Origin of the sequence: Paenibacillus sp. ACRRX (assembly GCF_022346885.1) — a bacterium.
Taxonomy (GTDB): domain Bacteria; phylum Bacillota; class Bacilli; order Paenibacillales; family Paenibacillaceae; genus Paenibacillus_B.
Window position 1 is genome coordinate 198,457 of sequence record NZ_JAKRNK010000005.1, and the last position, 16,169, is coordinate 214,625.

19 protein-coding genes are annotated in these 16,169 nt (G+C 45.5%); 2 read left to right on the forward strand and 17 right to left on the reverse strand.

Annotation, left to right across the window (positions count from 1 at the left end; genetic code table 11):
* Positions 1-523 precede the first annotated feature (523 nt).
* Positions 524-1,444 (forward strand): NAD-dependent epimerase/dehydratase family protein, encoded by a 921-nt coding sequence (locus MH117_RS16510; RefSeq protein ID WP_239330233.1) that lies wholly within the window; start codon positions 524-526, stop codon positions 1,442-1,444.
* Between the two features lie 386 nt (positions 1,445-1,830).
* Here MH117_RS16510 and MH117_RS16515 read toward each other — a convergent pair whose 3' ends face one another.
* The gene (locus MH117_RS16515) at positions 1,831-3,009 is read right to left on the reverse strand and encodes a glycine C-acetyltransferase (RefSeq protein WP_239330236.1); all 1,179 of its coding nucleotides are present in this window, start codon (positions 3,007-3,009) and stop codon (positions 1,831-1,833) included.
* Between the two features lie 349 nt (positions 3,010-3,358).
* Positions 3,359-4,417, reverse strand: coding sequence for an L-threonine 3-dehydrogenase (gene tdh, locus MH117_RS16520; protein WP_239330239.1), 1,059 nt, complete (start codon positions 4,415-4,417; stop codon positions 3,359-3,361).
* A gap of 186 nt (positions 4,418-4,603) precedes the next feature.
* On the opposite strand from tdh, the gene MH117_RS16525 reads away from it, so the two are divergent.
* On the forward strand, positions 4,604-5,173 hold the full coding sequence (locus MH117_RS16525) for a helix-turn-helix domain-containing protein (protein WP_239330241.1): 570 nt from the start codon (positions 4,604-4,606) through the stop codon (positions 5,171-5,173).
* A gap of 39 nt (positions 5,174-5,212) precedes the next feature.
* Here the strand turns inward: MH117_RS16525 and MH117_RS16530 are convergent, their stop codons facing one another.
* From MH117_RS16530 to MH117_RS16595, 15 genes are all read right to left on the reverse strand, one after another.
* Positions 5,213-6,262: a LacI family DNA-binding transcriptional regulator gene (locus MH117_RS16530; protein ID WP_239330243.1), complete on the reverse strand. Its 1,050-nt coding sequence runs from the start codon at positions 6,260-6,262 to the stop codon at positions 5,213-5,215.
* A 204-nt stretch (positions 6,263-6,466) separates the two neighbouring features.
* Positions 6,467-7,408: a C40 family peptidase gene (locus MH117_RS16535; RefSeq protein WP_239330245.1), complete on the reverse strand. Its 942-nt coding sequence runs from the start codon at positions 7,406-7,408 to the stop codon at positions 6,467-6,469.
* Between the two features lie 501 nt (positions 7,409-7,909).
* Positions 7,910-8,809 (reverse strand): cation diffusion facilitator family transporter, encoded by a 900-nt coding sequence (locus MH117_RS16540; protein WP_343224464.1) that lies wholly within the window; start codon positions 8,807-8,809, stop codon positions 7,910-7,912.
* 626 nt (positions 8,810-9,435) lie between these two features.
* Entirely contained in the window at positions 9,436-10,131 is a 696-nt protein-coding gene (locus MH117_RS16545) for an N-acetylmuramoyl-L-alanine amidase (RefSeq protein WP_275444686.1), read from the reverse strand.
* Positions 10,121-10,363 carry a hypothetical protein gene (locus tag MH117_RS16550; RefSeq protein WP_239330247.1) on the reverse strand — a complete coding sequence of 81 codons (243 nt, stop codon included), beginning with the start codon at positions 10,361-10,363 and terminating at the stop codon, positions 10,121-10,123. Before MH117_RS16550 ends, MH117_RS16545 begins: the two co-directional genes overlap by 11 nt.
* A gap of 3 nt (positions 10,364-10,366) precedes the next feature.
* The gene (locus MH117_RS16555) at positions 10,367-10,621 is read right to left on the reverse strand and encodes a hemolysin XhlA family protein (RefSeq protein ID WP_239330249.1); all 255 of its coding nucleotides are present in this window, start codon (positions 10,619-10,621) and stop codon (positions 10,367-10,369) included.
* Between the two features lie 87 nt (positions 10,622-10,708).
* Positions 10,709-10,867, reverse strand: a complete 159-nt coding sequence (locus MH117_RS16560) for a hypothetical protein (RefSeq protein WP_239330251.1) — start codon at positions 10,865-10,867, stop codon at positions 10,709-10,711.
* Positions 10,868-10,896: 29 nt separating this feature from the next.
* Complete coding sequence (locus MH117_RS26560) at positions 10,897-11,016, reverse strand: CD1375 family protein (protein ID WP_275444687.1); 120 nt, start codon at positions 11,014-11,016, stop codon at positions 10,897-10,899.
* Positions 11,017-11,023: 7 nt separating this feature from the next.
* Positions 11,024-11,458, reverse strand: coding sequence for a hypothetical protein (locus MH117_RS16565; protein ID WP_239330253.1), 435 nt, complete (start codon positions 11,456-11,458; stop codon positions 11,024-11,026).
* Positions 11,459-11,470: 12 nt separating this feature from the next.
* Positions 11,471-12,493, reverse strand: a complete 1,023-nt coding sequence (locus tag MH117_RS16570; RefSeq protein ID WP_239330255.1) for a Kelch repeat-containing protein — start codon at positions 12,491-12,493, stop codon at positions 11,471-11,473.
* Complete coding sequence (locus tag MH117_RS16575; RefSeq protein WP_239330258.1) at positions 12,465-13,628, reverse strand: hypothetical protein; 1,164 nt, start codon at positions 13,626-13,628, stop codon at positions 12,465-12,467. Before MH117_RS16575 ends, MH117_RS16570 begins: the two co-directional genes overlap by 29 nt.
* Before the next feature lie 62 nt (positions 13,629-13,690).
* Positions 13,691-14,332, reverse strand: coding sequence for a hypothetical protein (locus MH117_RS16580; protein WP_239330260.1), 642 nt, complete (start codon positions 14,330-14,332; stop codon positions 13,691-13,693).
* Positions 14,325-15,509 carry a baseplate J/gp47 family protein gene (locus MH117_RS16585; protein WP_239330262.1) on the reverse strand — a complete coding sequence of 395 codons (1,185 nt, stop codon included), beginning with the start codon at positions 15,507-15,509 and terminating at the stop codon, positions 14,325-14,327. Before MH117_RS16585 ends, MH117_RS16580 begins: the two co-directional genes overlap by 8 nt.
* Positions 15,472-15,849 carry a DUF2634 domain-containing protein gene (locus MH117_RS16590; protein WP_239330263.1) on the reverse strand — a complete coding sequence of 126 codons (378 nt, stop codon included), beginning with the start codon at positions 15,847-15,849 and terminating at the stop codon, positions 15,472-15,474. The genes MH117_RS16585 and MH117_RS16590 overlap by 38 nt, the downstream gene beginning before the upstream one ends.
* Complete coding sequence (locus MH117_RS16595; RefSeq protein WP_239330265.1) at positions 15,846-16,118, reverse strand: hypothetical protein; 273 nt, start codon at positions 16,116-16,118, stop codon at positions 15,846-15,848. The genes MH117_RS16590 and MH117_RS16595 overlap by 4 nt, the downstream gene beginning before the upstream one ends.
* Positions 16,119-16,169: the final 51 nt, after the last annotated feature.

Sequence of the window (16,169 nt, forward strand, 5' to 3'; positions counted from 1 at the left end):
TCAGATCATATTAATGCTCACAATGGAGCGTCCACTGGCGATATACAATAGTTTATTCTAGGGTGCGTAGTTGCTTAATCCTGACTCATTCGCTAATAAAGATGTCGTAGGCGCTTGGTGCAAAATGATCTTGATGTGGGAGTGATGTGCAAATTCTAAATTGAGTTTGGGTATAATATTGGAGTTTGGGTCATGATGTGCGCTCAATCAGTAATTGGTAAAAGTTTCTTACTCTGCTTGTCGTCATTATATTATGCGAAAGTTTACGCCGTCAACACGTTTTTTGGATTAAAATAAAAAAATTCAAACTTTATGATTTGGGGCAAATGTAGTTACTTTTTTGCACAAAATTATGCTATCATCTTCGTCGCCATAAGCAGTACGCACTTCCCGCAGCTCCTCCAATCCCACCTCGTAATTCCACTTGCTCAGACAGGAATAACTTGTCTTACAGCGAATTAACAATTATGGGTGTACATCAAGCGGTAACCAGCATAATGAAATGCTCAGGAGGAGATTGATCATGACTAAAGTATTAGTATTGGGCGGAACTCGCTTCTTTGGCAAGAAGCTCGTCCAATTGCTGCTTGAGGATGGGACGGACGTTACGCTAGTAACCCGTGGACAAACCGTGGATACATTTGGCGATCAAGTGAAACGCCTTCAGTTGGATCGTACAGATCAAGCGGCGTTGGCCGCCGCTGTTGGCGAGAGCGAGTGGGATGTCGTGTACGATAACATTTGTTTCTTTCCCCAGGATGCTCTTAGTGCCTGCGAGATATTTGCCGGCAAAGTGAAGCGATACATTTTCACCTCCACCATGGCCGTATATGAATTCGGAGATCAGATGCACCCGGAAGACGATTTTAATCCTTACACGTATCCGATTCCGGTAAAGCTTCCTGCTGAACCTTCCTATGCGGAGGGGAAACAGTTAGCCGAGGCGGTTCTGTTCCAACAAGCACCGTTTCCAGTCTGTGCCGTTCGCTTTCCCATTGTGCTTGGTACAGATGACTATACAGAGCGGCTGTTGTTCCATGTTGAGCGTGTACAGCAAGAACTCCCCATCGGGATTCCGAATCTGGACGCAGTAATGGGCTTTATCACTTCCGACGAGGCGGCTCGCTTCTTATTCTGGCTGAAGAATCAGCATTTCGAAGGCCCTGTGAACGCTCGCTCCGATGGGGAGTTGTCCATCGGTCAAATTATGAAGCTGATTGAAGCCGAGGTGGGCACAAAAGCGCTCATTGAGAAGCCATCGGCAGCAGACGACACTCTGAAGCAGGCGGACGGCTCTGCGTCCCCGTTCGGAATCACGGCCAGTTGGCGGATGGACACAAGTAAAGCAGTGCAGCACGGGTTTGAGTTTGACAAAGTTACGGAGTGGTATCCGAGGTTGATCAAGGAATTGGCATTGGCATCAGAATCAAAAGCAGCTGATTGAATTCTATAAATCCTTAAAAGAAGACGGTCCCTTCAATAAAGGGACCGTCTTCTAGGTTTAATCTCAACGCCATCTTAACCTGTAACAGGGTAATTAACTTACTCTAATTTCGTACAATTCGTAATCATTACCACCGAATTTGGTTACCTCGAATCTGAAATTTATATAAATGCTGCTAAATGCACCCCAGTCTTTTGGCGAATAATAATATTGGTTTACTTGGCTGGCAGACTGCTCGAAACATTTCACTAGTGATCATAGCAGCTTCAGACAACCATGTACGAAATAAATAAACATCACTACTACAAAAAGCTCAGCTTCACATTCTATAAAAAAGGTTATTAGAATGCTCTACTCGCACTCTAATAACCTATATCATCAGCTATCTAAATCAATCCAAACTCTCGTCCTACCCGCTCCAGCACATCAGCCGCAAACTTCAAATCTTCCTCCGTATGCTGTGCCGTTACAATGAGGCGTACACGCCCTTTGTCCATCGCCACTGTCGGATAGACGATACCTTGTGCACACAGACCTTCTTCCAGCAGCCGCTTCGAGAACGCAAGCGCTCGCGCCGACTCGCCCACAATAATGGGAATGATCGGCGTCTCACTGTCGCCCGTATTAAATCCTAACTGCTGCAGCTTCGTCCGGAAGCTAGTTGCATTCGACCACAGAAGTTCCGTCAACTCAGGCTCTCCTTGCAGCACTTCAATAGCTGCAATACACGATGCCGCAACTGAAGGCGGCAGCGATGTACTGAACAGAAATGCACGCGCACTGTTCACCATCAAGTCCTTTGCAACTTGGGCAGTTGCTACATAACCGCCTACAGAACCAACGGCCTTGGACAACGTACCAATTTGGAAGTGTACACGTCCCTTTAAGCCAAAGTGGTCGGTAGAGCCTTTGCCATGCTTGCCAAGCACGCCGCTCGCGTGCGCATCATCCACATATACGAGCGCATCGTAGCGCTCGGCCAGCTCTACGATGGCTGGCAGCGGCGCAATGTCGCCGTCCATGCTGAACACACCGTCCGTCACAACGATCTTCTGACGGAACGATCCACATTCTTTCAGCACCGCTTCGAGCTGATTCATGTCCTTATGGGCAAAAATACGCCGATTCGCTTTGGTTAAACGAATGCCGTCAATGATGCTTGCGTGATTCAGCTCGTCGCTAATCACAACATCGTCTGCTCCCAGAATCGTGCCAAGCACACCTTGATTGGTCGTAAACCCAGATTGAAACACAAGCGCAGCTTCCGTCCCTTTAAATGCAGCAAGCTTCTGTTCAAGCTCATCATGTATGGCCAGTGTCCCGGTAATGGTCCGAACCGAACCCGCACCTACACCATATTTCTCCGTCGCTTCAATAGCAGCTTGTTTCAGCTTAGGATGATGAGTCAGTCCCAAATAGTTGTTAGAAGACATCTGCAGCACCCGTTTGCCGCCTGCTAATGTCATCCATGCATCTGATCCGTCTTCCCAGACGGTCAACGGACGATAACGTCCCGCTTCTTTAAGCTCCTGTAGTTGCTGCGCAATGATATCAAAACCTGCCATACTTATGACCTCCCTACTCATTTATCATACTCAACTCACAACCATCTGTTGGTTATACCAAACTATTGTGTTCTACCTTCATCTCAATACTTCAAGATTAATACCCATATTTTCATAAAATATAGATGTGTATACACCTGCGCACCTATAACTCATTCCACACGTGTACACTATAACCTCTTGTACGATATGACAAATTAACAGCAAAGCCAGCTATAATAGCCTTAGCTCAAGTACATTGCCGTCATTTAATAGAACCTGGCCTCCAACTGCCACTCGTGCACTTTATGACACAAATAGCCTTCTGACTGCTGTACCGTCCAACTGTCATGTGCATGTTTACGTACAATTAAGATGATGTCCGGTCGTGCCAGAACACAATCTTACCGCAATTCCCAGAAGCCATTAGGGCAAACGCCTCTTCGTACTGATCCAATGTAAAGTGATGTGTCACCAGCGGAGACAAATCAATTCTGCCGCGCTCCAGCAGACCTTTTAGTTGATACCACGTATCATACATCCGGCGCCCCGTAATGCCGTGAATGTGAAGTCCCTTAAAAATAATGTCCTGCGCTAAATCAAACGGCACTTCCTTTGTAGGAATGCCTAATAAGGAAACACGTGCTGCTTGTGAAGCCGCTTTCAGAGAATCCCTGATCGCATCAGGATGTCCGGACATCTCCAGCACTACTTCCGCACCTTCACCGTCAGTCGCTTCCATAATGACATCAACCAGTGACTCTTCGCGGCTGTTGATTACAACATCAGCTCCCATTGTTTTGGCCATCGCAAGTCGATAAGGATTAATATCGACCGCAAATATCGTGCCGCTGCCGCAAGCCTTTGCTACTGCAATTGCCATCAGTCCGATTGGACCAACGCCAACCACCGCAACGCTTTTCCCTACAACATCACCGCTAAGTACCGTTTGTACGGCGTTGCCGAGCGGATCTTGAAGACATGCAATCTCTAATGGTAGGTTAGGATCGTTATGGATCACATTGCTGGCACGCACGATTGCATATTCCGCAAAGCATCCTGGAATCGTTATGCCGAAGCTTTTCGTATTTTTGCATACATGGGCATTGCCTGTACGACAAGGCTTACATTGACCACATACGACATGTCCTTCACCAGATACATAGTCGCCTATCTTCACATTAGTTACTTCATCCCCGATTGCTTCCACAATACCTGCAAATTCGTGTCCAAATACGTTAGGAGTTACCACAGTTTTTGAAGCCCACTCGTCCCATTTATATATATGAACGTCCGTCCCGCAGATAGACGAGGTCTTTACACGCACGAGCACATCGTGAGGTCCGCAAGTCGGAATGGGTACTTCTTTTAACACGGCACCGGGCTTGCGCTCATCTTTCACTAATCCGATCATCGTTCCACTTAACATTTGATTGCCCCTCTCCGCTTTTTTTCATAAAATAGAGTACATAACGATTTACCGATCCATCCTAAATACATCAAATTTCATCTTGTATATTATATTACACATTTGTACGTTATATTGCACATGTATTTTTGTAGGATGTTGGATGGCTTTTCGTGTACGCGCGGAAGAGACAGAGAGGGGACAACCATGCAAGAACAAATTCACCAGAAGATCGGTAAGAACTTGCAAGAAATTCGCAAATCTCGTGGGCTAAGCCTCGATGCCGTAGCGGAGCTAAGCGGTGTAAGCAAAGGAATGCTCGGTCAGATTGAGCGCGGGGAATCGAATCCAACCATTTCAGTTCTATGGAAAATTGTAAACGGCCTTCGTATCTCCTTTGCCACCTTAATGGAAGATTCTGCGCCGCAGGTTACGATCGTGAAGATGGAAGACACCACCCCGCTGATTGAAGAAGACGGCGCTTATCGCGCTTATCCCATCTTTCCTTTCGAGCAGGACCGCGGATTTGAAGTATACAGCGTCGTCATTGAGCCAGGCAATTCGCATACGTCTGAAGCACACTATGAAGGCGTTGAGGAATTTATCATGGTGATGGAAGGCGAACTGCGAGTAGAGGTTGGCGGTGAGACATATACGCTGCAGCCAAGCTTGGCCATTCGTTTCTCCGCGGATCAGCCTCATACGTATTATAATGATACGGATAAGACGATTCGTTACACCACACTTATTCATTACCCTTCTTCTAATAAGCGGTAAAGTATCTATGTTGATAAAGGAAGGAGCGACCCAGTTAGACTAGGTCGCTCCTTCTGTTATAGTTGAAGCACGCTTGATCAGTGTAAATGGCAGCAGCATTCGAAATGGAAACGGATAGGGATTATCCAAACCATCCAGCAGTACTTTAGCCGCTGCATACCCCATCTCGTATTTGGGGATATGAACGGAAGACAGGGGCGGCGAGCTGAATCTGGCAAATTCAATATCGTCAATGCCGATAAAGGCGATATCCTTTGGAATGGACAACCCCTCTTCGGTAACGGCACGCATCGCAGCAATTCCCATCATATCACTCGCGCAGAACATGGCTGTAGGTTGGTCCTTTGTCCGTACAAGCCGTTTCATCTCTGCGTAGCTTCGATCCGCATCCCATTCTGCATCGATCGTCCAGGCTGGATTCACTTCGAGTCCCTCTTCCTCCAGTGCAAGCCGATACCCACGGTATCTCTTCTCTCGCTCCAACTGTCCCAGCAAACCTGCTCCGCCAATAAAGCCAATACTACGATGCCCAAGCTCGATTAAATGCCGAACCGCTATACGTGCGGCGTTCATCCGATCATATGAAATAACGGGTATGCCCGGGTCTGCAACATCAATACCAACGATGTTAGGCACCCGTTCCTTTAACCACTTGTATTGTGATGCTTCCATTCCCTCCACACAAATAATTCCGCTGAGATTACGAGACTTCAGCAGCGAATCAAACAAAGACTCGCTTTTTAATTCGGCTTGTGTATGAAGGAAAGACAAAGACATACCCGCTTCCAGCAGCTTGGCTTCTATTCCTTGAATAATAGGCGAAAAGTACGGATGATTATATTTGTTGTCAGGAAGCGAAAGAATGCATCCCACCGCATGAGCGGATGTTATCGGCTGAGACTGCTGCGGGCGCGAGCTCTTCTTATGCTTAGCTGCATGTGGCGCACGGTATTGAAGCGCTTTGGCCGCTTTCCATATTTTCTGCTTCGTCTCCTCGCTGATACGTCTGCTGTCATCCTGATTTATGACACGTGAAACCGTTGATATTGAGACTCCTACCTGCTCTGCGATATCTTTAAGTGTGGCCATGCTCTCCTCCCCAAGAAGTGCGACGTATAGGCTGCGAACAGTATATGGTAAATTATATCGGCCCTGCCCCGTAAAGGAAAGAGGGCTTTTACGTTTTAGTGTTGGAGATTATAAAAAGAACCGCTCTGCATCATGACCAAGATTACAGAGCGGTTCCCTTTATATAACTTTAAGCTATAAATAATATGATGAATAAGTGCCATTTTACTTCACTACGCTGCCACCATACAAGAAACGATGTTCCCACGAGTTACCGACTACACTATCTGTACGTACCCCGCCAGAAGCTTTTGAGTATGTATGCAATACTTTGCCGTTACCCATGTAAATACCCACGTGCGTAATACGCTCTGTGTTCTTGTTTACATTTTTATAAGCTGACTGCTTCGAGCCGCGGTATGTGCCAAAGAACATCAGGTCACCGCGTTTCAGGGAGCTTATGCTCTTCTTAACTGTTGAATTTGATTTTACATAGGCGCCCTGTTTGCGTGAATCTGCTGGCAGTGTGATCCCGATAGCTTGTTTGAACGCATGTCTCACAAAATCAGAACAATCAAATGTCCGTGTACTGTTCCGATCAGACCCATATTCGTAAGGTGTGCCTAAATATTTTAACCCCGTACTAATGACTTTTTCTACTTTGGAGCTTGCTGACAATGCAGAGGACCCTGATTCCTTATCATCCGGAACTACTGCCTGTCCGCCGACTTTTATGTATTTGCTGCTAGAACTTAAGTATCCAACCTTGCCTTTCTCGTCGCGGACTTGATACCAACTGCTGTTCGGCCGACTCAAGATCGTAACCTTCTCGCCTTGCTTCACCAAACGGATGATCTTACCGGATGTGGATGCCTTCTCTCGCATATTAACGGACGCTAGGATTACTCCAGTCGAAGAGGTAGCAGTCGCAGCTGTTCGTGATGCGGTAGCATTTTGTGCATTGTATTCATTAATGACGGCTTCAAGTTCTTCCATGTCAGGATCACTTTCATCCATTAGAAAATTATCTGTATCCGATAACGCTGGCGATGTAATCATAAAGTCCGGTTCGGAGGGAGCGGCCTCCACCCCTACAGCCGGCAACAGCATTTGCGACGCCATCGTCATCATCATCATACCTAAGAGTAGTTTTTTCATTTTCTTCATGAGTAGCCTCCTTGTTGTCCTTGATCCCACTTTCAGAATCACTTCGTATTCGTATGTCGCGGGCAGGTTCATGTGTGAGTCGATGTTCACATGTTCAAATTGTAAACTTCTAGGTTAGTACTATACAGTTTTCATAAATTGTATCTCGATTCCATACAATATCTTCACTATAACAGTTCATTTTGTCGAATTATATCGGACTATCCGCTTAAAAATGACTAAAATGTAACCTTTAATTAGTTCTTAAGAACTATAAAATAACATTTTATTATACTAAACAAGAATTTATTGGGTATAATTATTTATATTTTTGAACATATGACCATTTAGATATTGAGTAATATCCAACATAAATTTCTCTAACCTATAAGATTTCCTGCTGACGCTTGAATAGAACCTTTACTATTACACACTTCTATTTCTAACAAAAATAAAAAAACCAGAATCAACAGCGTAATTTCTGCCGCGATTCTGGTTTAATTTAGTTATGCCAAGTATTCATCATATATGCTGAAGCTTCTCCGGCTGCGGTTCATCCATTGGCTCCACATGGACCTGCACACTCGTAATATTGTGTTTCTTCAGCATCCGTCTTTCCACATCGTCACAGATCTCATGGCTCTCAATGAGTGTTAATCCCGGATCAACCTGTACGACAACATCGACAAGCACATGATTGCCATGCAGCCGGGCCTTAACGTCTCGGATTACACGTACACCTTGTGTCTTCTCAATCGTCGTACGCAGGGTTTGGAGCTGATTCTCATCGAATCCATCCGTCAACGCATGTGTTGCATTTCTGAATATTTCCCAAGCTGTCTTTAAAATAAGAAAACTGACCGTAAGTGCAGCCAACGGATCAAGCCATGGCAAACCAAACTGAGAGCCAAAGATTCCGACTGCGGCACCGATACTGACCATCGCGTCAGAGCGGTTATCTTGCGCAGCAGCCATTAAGGCTTGGTTGTTAATTCTCTTTGCTAGTCTGTAATTGTACATATATACAAAGAACATGACCACCGCGCAGCCCAAGGCCACCCATGCCGTAATCAAGCCTGGCGTCTCAGAACGTCCTTCTATCAGTGACATCAAGGTAGAATACAGCACCTGCAATCCTACCGTGGCCATAATAAAAGAAGCGATCAGCGCAGATACCGTCTCTGCTCTAAAATGACCATATGGATGATCGTGATCAGGCGGCTTCTGCGAAATCCGCAGTCCAATAAGCACCGCAACTGACGCAACGATGTCGGTTAAGTTGTTCCAGCCGTCCGCTTGAAGCGCAGCCGAATGAAAGGAGAACCCGAAGCCAAGCTTCGTTAATGATAGCGCGATGTAAGCTACAATACTGAGCCACGCCCCTCTTTCTCCTTGCTTCATTTCTGCGTACACGTCCACCACGTTGTGCCCCTCCCTGCTATTCCATTCCGGCAACAGAAGTTTCCGATACATTCATGTTAACAAATCAAATATGAGTGGGTCTAGAGAAACAGTGTTGAACCCTTTTAAAGGTGTTGCAGCCCTTTTGTTTTGTTGGATCGGCTAATAAAAGTTGAAACAGCGCAACTTGAACGCACACACATCGTTCCATCTCCATATATAGGATGTACAAGTTAAAGGATAAATATGTATGTATAATTTGACCATACACTGGAATATAACGCATTAAATCCCCGTCTTGCTACCCTTTTGCAGCAAGACGGCTATTATGGCACACTTTTAAAGTGGAATAACAATTGGTTCGCCAAAAGAGGGGATAAACACAGGAGGAATAATATGCAAAACGCTGCAGGATTCTCAATAATTGATCGGTATGGAGATACACCAACATAGCATTGTAGTTTTATTACTGCATGCGCGCACTATCACTTCATGACTTCTTCATTTCACCACACGTGCCAGATCCTATTTACCAAATTCAAAAGCAAGACTACATAAGAGCAGCGTTCGTACAATAGAAAATTGGAATAACGCACTTTGATCTCATTGCTGAAGCTGCCCGCGCATATAGGTATGATTTAAAAGTATCATTTTGCAAAAATAAGAGCAGCTTGCTTGCTGCTATTGTCCCATTCCACCTTGGCTTTGACTTCATGAGCCAATGCCCTTGCCGGAACGTAGACTTGTCCATCGACGAGTAGACCGTTCAGCATGACCGGTGTCTTATTGTCACTGCATACAACTTTGACCTTAACCGCCTCTGCGCCTGCATCTTTCAGCTTCGGCTGGCCGCTGTTATTCGTTTGCTCCGATTGACGCTGGATTAATTGCACAAATGTCTGCCAATGCGGAAGCAGGCGGGATGGACAGGCTTTGCCGCTCCAATGCTTGTGCGGGACAACATTTTGCAGCGGAATGTCGTGTTTTATCATCAAGCTGGCGATAAGTTCCGCCGCGCTGCGCCAGGCCAGCATCTCATTCATCCCGTCGTACATGCAAATTTCGATGCCGATAGACAGTGCATTGCCCGGACCAGCGCCATCTCCGGCATGCCAGCCTTGTTCAAGATCTTGCAAATGCTGATAGATCGCCTGATCGTCAACCGTATAGTGCCAGCTCTTGCTTATACCGCCGCTGCCATTAAGTTGAAAACGAGCGTGTGCTTCCGCTGTCGCACCTCTCGCTGTATTGTCGGTATTATGGACCGTAATGTAACGGGGCTGCATGCCTCGGTTTGGTTTATTTGGGGCTCCTGCGGGAAGGAGCATCGATTTAATGTTCATAGGTATCCCCTTTCTTTTTCGTAAATTGATAAGCGCCGGTCGCAGACAGTCCAATGACGGAGATCAGCACCAGCTTCTCCTGAATGAATGTAGGAACCAGCACAAATACGGCTGCTACCAGCAGAGCCGTCACATGTGTCCATTTGTCAGCGAGGCCGAAGCCTCGAGCTACGCCGACGTAGGCGGCCACAAGCGCCGCAAGTGTCAGAATGTCGTTAGAGATCACTTCCATTAGTTATGGCCTCCCATCCATGGCAAGTTTGATTAGTCCCATAATGACTGCTCCGACAACGGTCGTAGCAAGCCAAAAGATCGTCTTGTCGATGCGATCAAGACGGTGATGTGCCGAGCGCGTGGATTCGAGCGCTTTATGGGCCGCTTCCTTGGCGTCGTCCGCCACTTCGCGAACGTCCGTCATCGAGTCGAGCTTCGTCTCGACGCGTACGACACGCTCACGAATCTCGGAGAGCATGCGAGTCTGTGTATCCATCCGTGATTCCCCCTTTCAAAAGTAAAGCCCTCGACATGGGCCGAGGGCTTTCTGGCGTAATCCTTATCAAATACGGATAATATGCTATTATTCTTCCAAAGATTGATTACTATGTTCTTTCTCCAATTGATCAAAGACTAGCAATGCTACATTTACCTGCTTTCGCTCCTCTAATAATCGGTACAAAGAAGCATCAATTGCATTTAATTGAAATTGTAAATTTTCCTTTTCCTTTGTATAAGTCATAAAACCACCTCATTAGCTCTATAATTGTGCTACTTTTTCTCATGAATTATCAAATTTACAGCATCCTGTAACTCTTCTGGCACACTTTCGATGTCACGACGTCCTGCTAGTATTAGTTCTGCATATATATAAACCATATTTTCTATCATTTGATGCTCACTCCTTTGTCGATAGCTGACTTAATTCCTTTTTCAAAGCAAGCATTTCTTCGTACACACCTGCTAAGGCAGACATGGTATTCAGGTTTTTCTGTTCCAACTTAAAGATATGATCTTCAGGTTTCTTTGCAAATTGTGTAAAAATAAGGTCATCAATAATAGCGGCTTTATGAAGTTCAATGCTTTTAATAACATTCTCAGTTGTAATTTTTTGATACCCTTGAACAAAAGGAAGATAAGGTTGAACGAATGTACGATTATCAACATCCAAGATGTAATATCTTGCATCTTTCTGCCCATCAAAAGGATTATCAATTAAGTGGCCTGCATAACGTTCCTCAAATTTATGAACACTATAATTGCTAGAAAGTTCACTTACAAATTTATCTAGTTCAGTTTCACTGCACATAAGTTCTATACTTTTATAGATCATATTTTCATCCCCTTACATCGTTAATTCATACAAGGTTTGTGTAATATTTCCAGTCCCTTGCTGAATTCCTCCAACAACATATCCTTTTCCATTAAGACTAGCCCCTTTTGCATAATACACATTGGACGGGCAAGTAGGTCCTAGTATCCAAGCATTTGTAGCAGGGTCATAACAAAAAGTTTTACTGCTAGTTGAATTTTGAATTACATACATTTTTGAATTTAACACCCAGTGTGGGGATTGGGAGACTTGCTCTGGCAAATCCGCAGCTTGTGTCCAAGCGTTAGTATCAGGGTTATATACATGACATTGATTAGTCAGCTGACCAAGCGATATTTCGCCACCTATAACATAAAACTTATTATTGATAAACCCTCCAGCTGCCCAAGCTCTTTGCATAGGCATACTTGTAAGACTCGTAGCATAGTCTACACTGTCCTGCCATTTGTAAAAACTGTTATAGTAGCTCCCCCCATTCCATCCACCTGCCATATAAATAGTATTTCCATCACCTGCATGAGCGGCACATGGTCCTTGCGCATCAGTAATATGGTTCTTAGAAAACCATTTATTGCTGTTTGTATCATACATAACGTGCGTATAATAATGATCTGTACCCGAGCCAACATGAATGTATTGGCCTCTTGCCGCAACCCAACCATCTGTTTTTTTGTACAAACAATCAGCTAAATATGTCCAAGTATTTGTATTAGGGTCCCATCTCTCATTCGTATAGGTTCCACTGCCACTGTAATCATTGTTGTATCTACCGCCTATATAATATAAATAACCATTTACACCAACTGCTTGACCTTGTTTTCTGGCATATTGAAAATTAGACTTTTGAGTCCAGTAAGCGGCTGACCATATACCTACCCATATGCCACCTATTTTCGTAAAAATACGCTTAGCCTGCTGCCAAGCTCCACCCACTTTTGCATAAACCAATTTGCCAGCTTTCCATGTGCCAGATTCCTTAACACTGATAGGCATTAGATCCCCCTCCTTAATATTGAATCCAAATTTCGCCCTCATTCCCCTCATGATTAGCAGGAGCACGGTTGGAAATATGGGTTGCACGAAGGGGGGAGCCGAACAAAAGTGCAGTATTTTGCCTTGTAAGAATTAAAGGTCTGTGAATCATATTTTCATTATTATCGTAAGACCAAATGGAAAAATCCGAACCGTTGTTGAGACCACTTTCATTTCCCGCTAGACCAATACCCCATCGTAAGCGGGTATTATTTCTTAGCTGATAATGAAGTAATCCTCCATCATTTGATCCAGCATTTGAATAAACAGACCCCTGATTATCAACAAAAAATTTCCAACTATCTCCTGAATTCATTCTTATAGCTGAACTTATATTAAGGTAACCATCTTTAGAAATACTCAGCCTATTTTGGTTCCCTACCAAAAATGTCACATCATGATTAGAAGCCGTGCCAATGAGTAAACCAGGAGCACCTCCAGTAAATCCTTGATCATGCACCTCAAAGCGGCCATCTACTACGTCTGTTCTTACTTTGATCTGAGCATTACCCGTAGAATAGATATCAAGTACTTTAGACCAGCCCTCAAGATTGTTTGGGTTTAATTGATTCCCTAGCATCGCATGCCCTTGATTATCTATGGCAAACATTCTTGTACCAGCACCATAGTTCCCATTGTAGATTCGCAAGGTTGGGCGACCACCTACATCATCCGACACCATGTGAAAATTAGCTAACGCTGGTGAACCAATTCCTAGCTGAATGCCGCTTCTATTCACGTTCATACGTCCATTTAACTGCAAGTCCACAGCTGTAAGAGCATCAGCACTATCACGTCCATTTATTTTCCAAGTCTTATTATTCGCATCATAGAAAGATTGCAATTTACCAATCCCATACTCTGCTCCATAAGAGTTCACTTCAAAATATCCTTGTGTGACACTAATCCCTTTAGCCTTTAGCTCATTATCCACAATAACCTTTCCAGTTAATGTGTCCCCGTTCTTATTAACTGCCTTTTCCTGCAGCTCCTGCAACGCTTCATACGTCGAATTCATCTGCCAGTTGAGCCAAGCCGCAGGGGGCTTATCCTGAACCTTCCAACCTTCATCCAACTTACTTTGCGGGGGCTTAACCCCCTTGGCTTTCCATTCGGGAAGTTCCTTTTCATATGCCATAAATGATCACCTCTAATTTCATTTCGTGTGCGAATCTAACATACTCAGTGAAGCTGCTAACTTCACATAGGCAGCTCATAATCATTCCCTGGTACATACAAATCGCCAAGTGTGCCGCCGAGGGTCATCGCTTCATCGGCGAGGCCATATTCGCTGGACGACTCCAGTGTGTCTGGCAAAGAAGCCAATGCAAACGTTCCGGTCAGTTCAACCTGGCCAACACGAACACCTGCTGCGACAAGACGCTCAACAAGCGACACAAACTGGCCAGGGCTCAAGCCGACGCTGTTCAGCTTCTCATAAGGCACTTCGTTGACATGAATCGCGGCAGGCTCTGGCTCCAACGGATCATTGTAGCGCTCTGAAAGACGAAACTCCTCAGGTTTCGTGTTCAACGCCAAAGCCAACACCTCGATAACAGAGTCCAGATTGCCGCTGGCATTCATACGTGCGAGCTTGGAACGAAGCAGCATACGGTAAACCTCATCTGTCGCTTGTCCACGAGGTTGACCCAAATTGCCGCCGATCATATCAAGTGCGGCGCCTTCTGCATTCTCGATGCTCTTCCACGAAGAGATGCGCACAATTGTCTCACTTAGCTCGTTCATCTGCATCAGCCAAACATCAACAAGTTTGGAGAAATGGCTTCCTTCTCTAGATACCAAATCCGGCAGCATCCCCATCACTTGCTCCAGCTTAAACATGACTCACCGCCACCTTAATCCGATCCGGGGCCACTCTTGATACGTGATAGAGCGGAACATCCACATTACCAGACACATAGTCACGATCACCCAACTTCACCTTCAAGTCCATAACTTCCTCGACCCCAGGCACATTCTGAACAGCTGTCAAAAGACGGCTAAATACGATACGCGAGCCTTGAGCCAGGCCCGTATAATCCTGCTGATCAGCACCAACGCCGCCAACATATTGGGCTAGGGCAGTAATAATCTCTTCTTGTCCTCTTGAAGAGAATGCAGTATTGGCAGACACAGACACCTCAACATGAACGTCCAACATCTTCATGCGGCTGAACTGTACCTTATGGCCGTGGCCACTAATATCTTTCACTTCAAAACTTTCCTTGCCATCTGTACCGATGCCCGCCGCCTTTTTGTCAAAGATCGCTTTGGCTATCTGATCGGACTGACCACCATATACATAAGCACGGATAGACTTAGGCGGGATTCCTTGTTCGTCTGTTTGCATCGTATCGTTGACTTGCACCGCGGCAGACTTCACATCTGGTAACTGCAGCAGCGCAGAGACGATCGCATCAATCGTGGCGGCATGGCTGCCATCACGTGCCGCCCGCAACCGATCACGAAATTCCACGTCATTTTCCTGTTCACGACCGTCCTCAGTTTCCCGAAGATTGGTTATACCCGTAATTTCTTTCAATGGGCTAAATGCCTCAACGATTGATCCGGCAGGAACATTTCCCATAATGCCAGGTATAACGGCACTGATTGCAACAGCTCCTTTACCATTCTCATTCAAGGTGCACACCGCGGTGGTTATAAACCATATCCCCGATTTCGTTCCTATTCGATAACCAGGTTGTACGAGATAGCCAGGCAACCCTTTCAGTTCCACCATGCCATGTGCAGGCTGCTCCAGCTTGCGGCGTAAACCGTAAAACACCGCTAATGCATCCAATTGGACACCAGTTGCATATTGAATATAGGATTCATGGTAAACTTGCTCCACATCTTCCCACAGCACCGACAAATGCCATGCAAACACTTGAAGCATCATACCAAGCGGAGACGACTCCGATGTATTCATATCTTGTCCGAGCCTTTTTCCAAGCTCGTTGACCATCTCTTCGTAAATCTCGTTATAGGTCTTGCGTTTCAATCCCGCTGCTGTCAGCATATCGAAGTGTGACCTCCTCTCCGTCCGTGCCTGTTAGGGTCAGCTGAACTATAAGCTGACGGGTTACTCCATCCCATTCCAACTCCATGTCATCCACCGATTGAATACGCGGCTCTTCTGCTAGACATAACATGATCGCTTCACGAATTCCCTCTTCACTAACTTGCTTTCCAAGCACCTTCTCATGATCAAGTCCCATCTCAGGGGCAAAAAAATACTCGCCTAAGCGAGTTCCCATTCTGATTCGCACGGATTGTGCAAGCTCATCACGTCCATCAATCCAAGCTACTTGCCCATCTGACAGTTGAATATCTCCATCAAGCAGCTGCCAAGTTCTCATCCAGCCGCCACCTTTCCAACAATAATACCCCCACCACTGTGTGGTTCAGTAAATACAACCAATACACGGTTCCCATTCTCAAGCATCACATCAGATGAAAGCTCTAGCATGGGCAGTTGATAGCGAATCGCCCCACTTTCACCCTCCAATTCCACATCTGCACTGCCTGCTTCCAAGTTAAGGATTGTCCCTATTTGTGCGCCCGCTGTGCCAGACAGCTTGTGCTCCATCCAGGCATCCAACGCTCCAACCGCTCGATTGGCACCCATATCGCTCCTCCTTCCTCGACTATGAAACGGTTATCTATACTATTTAAAACA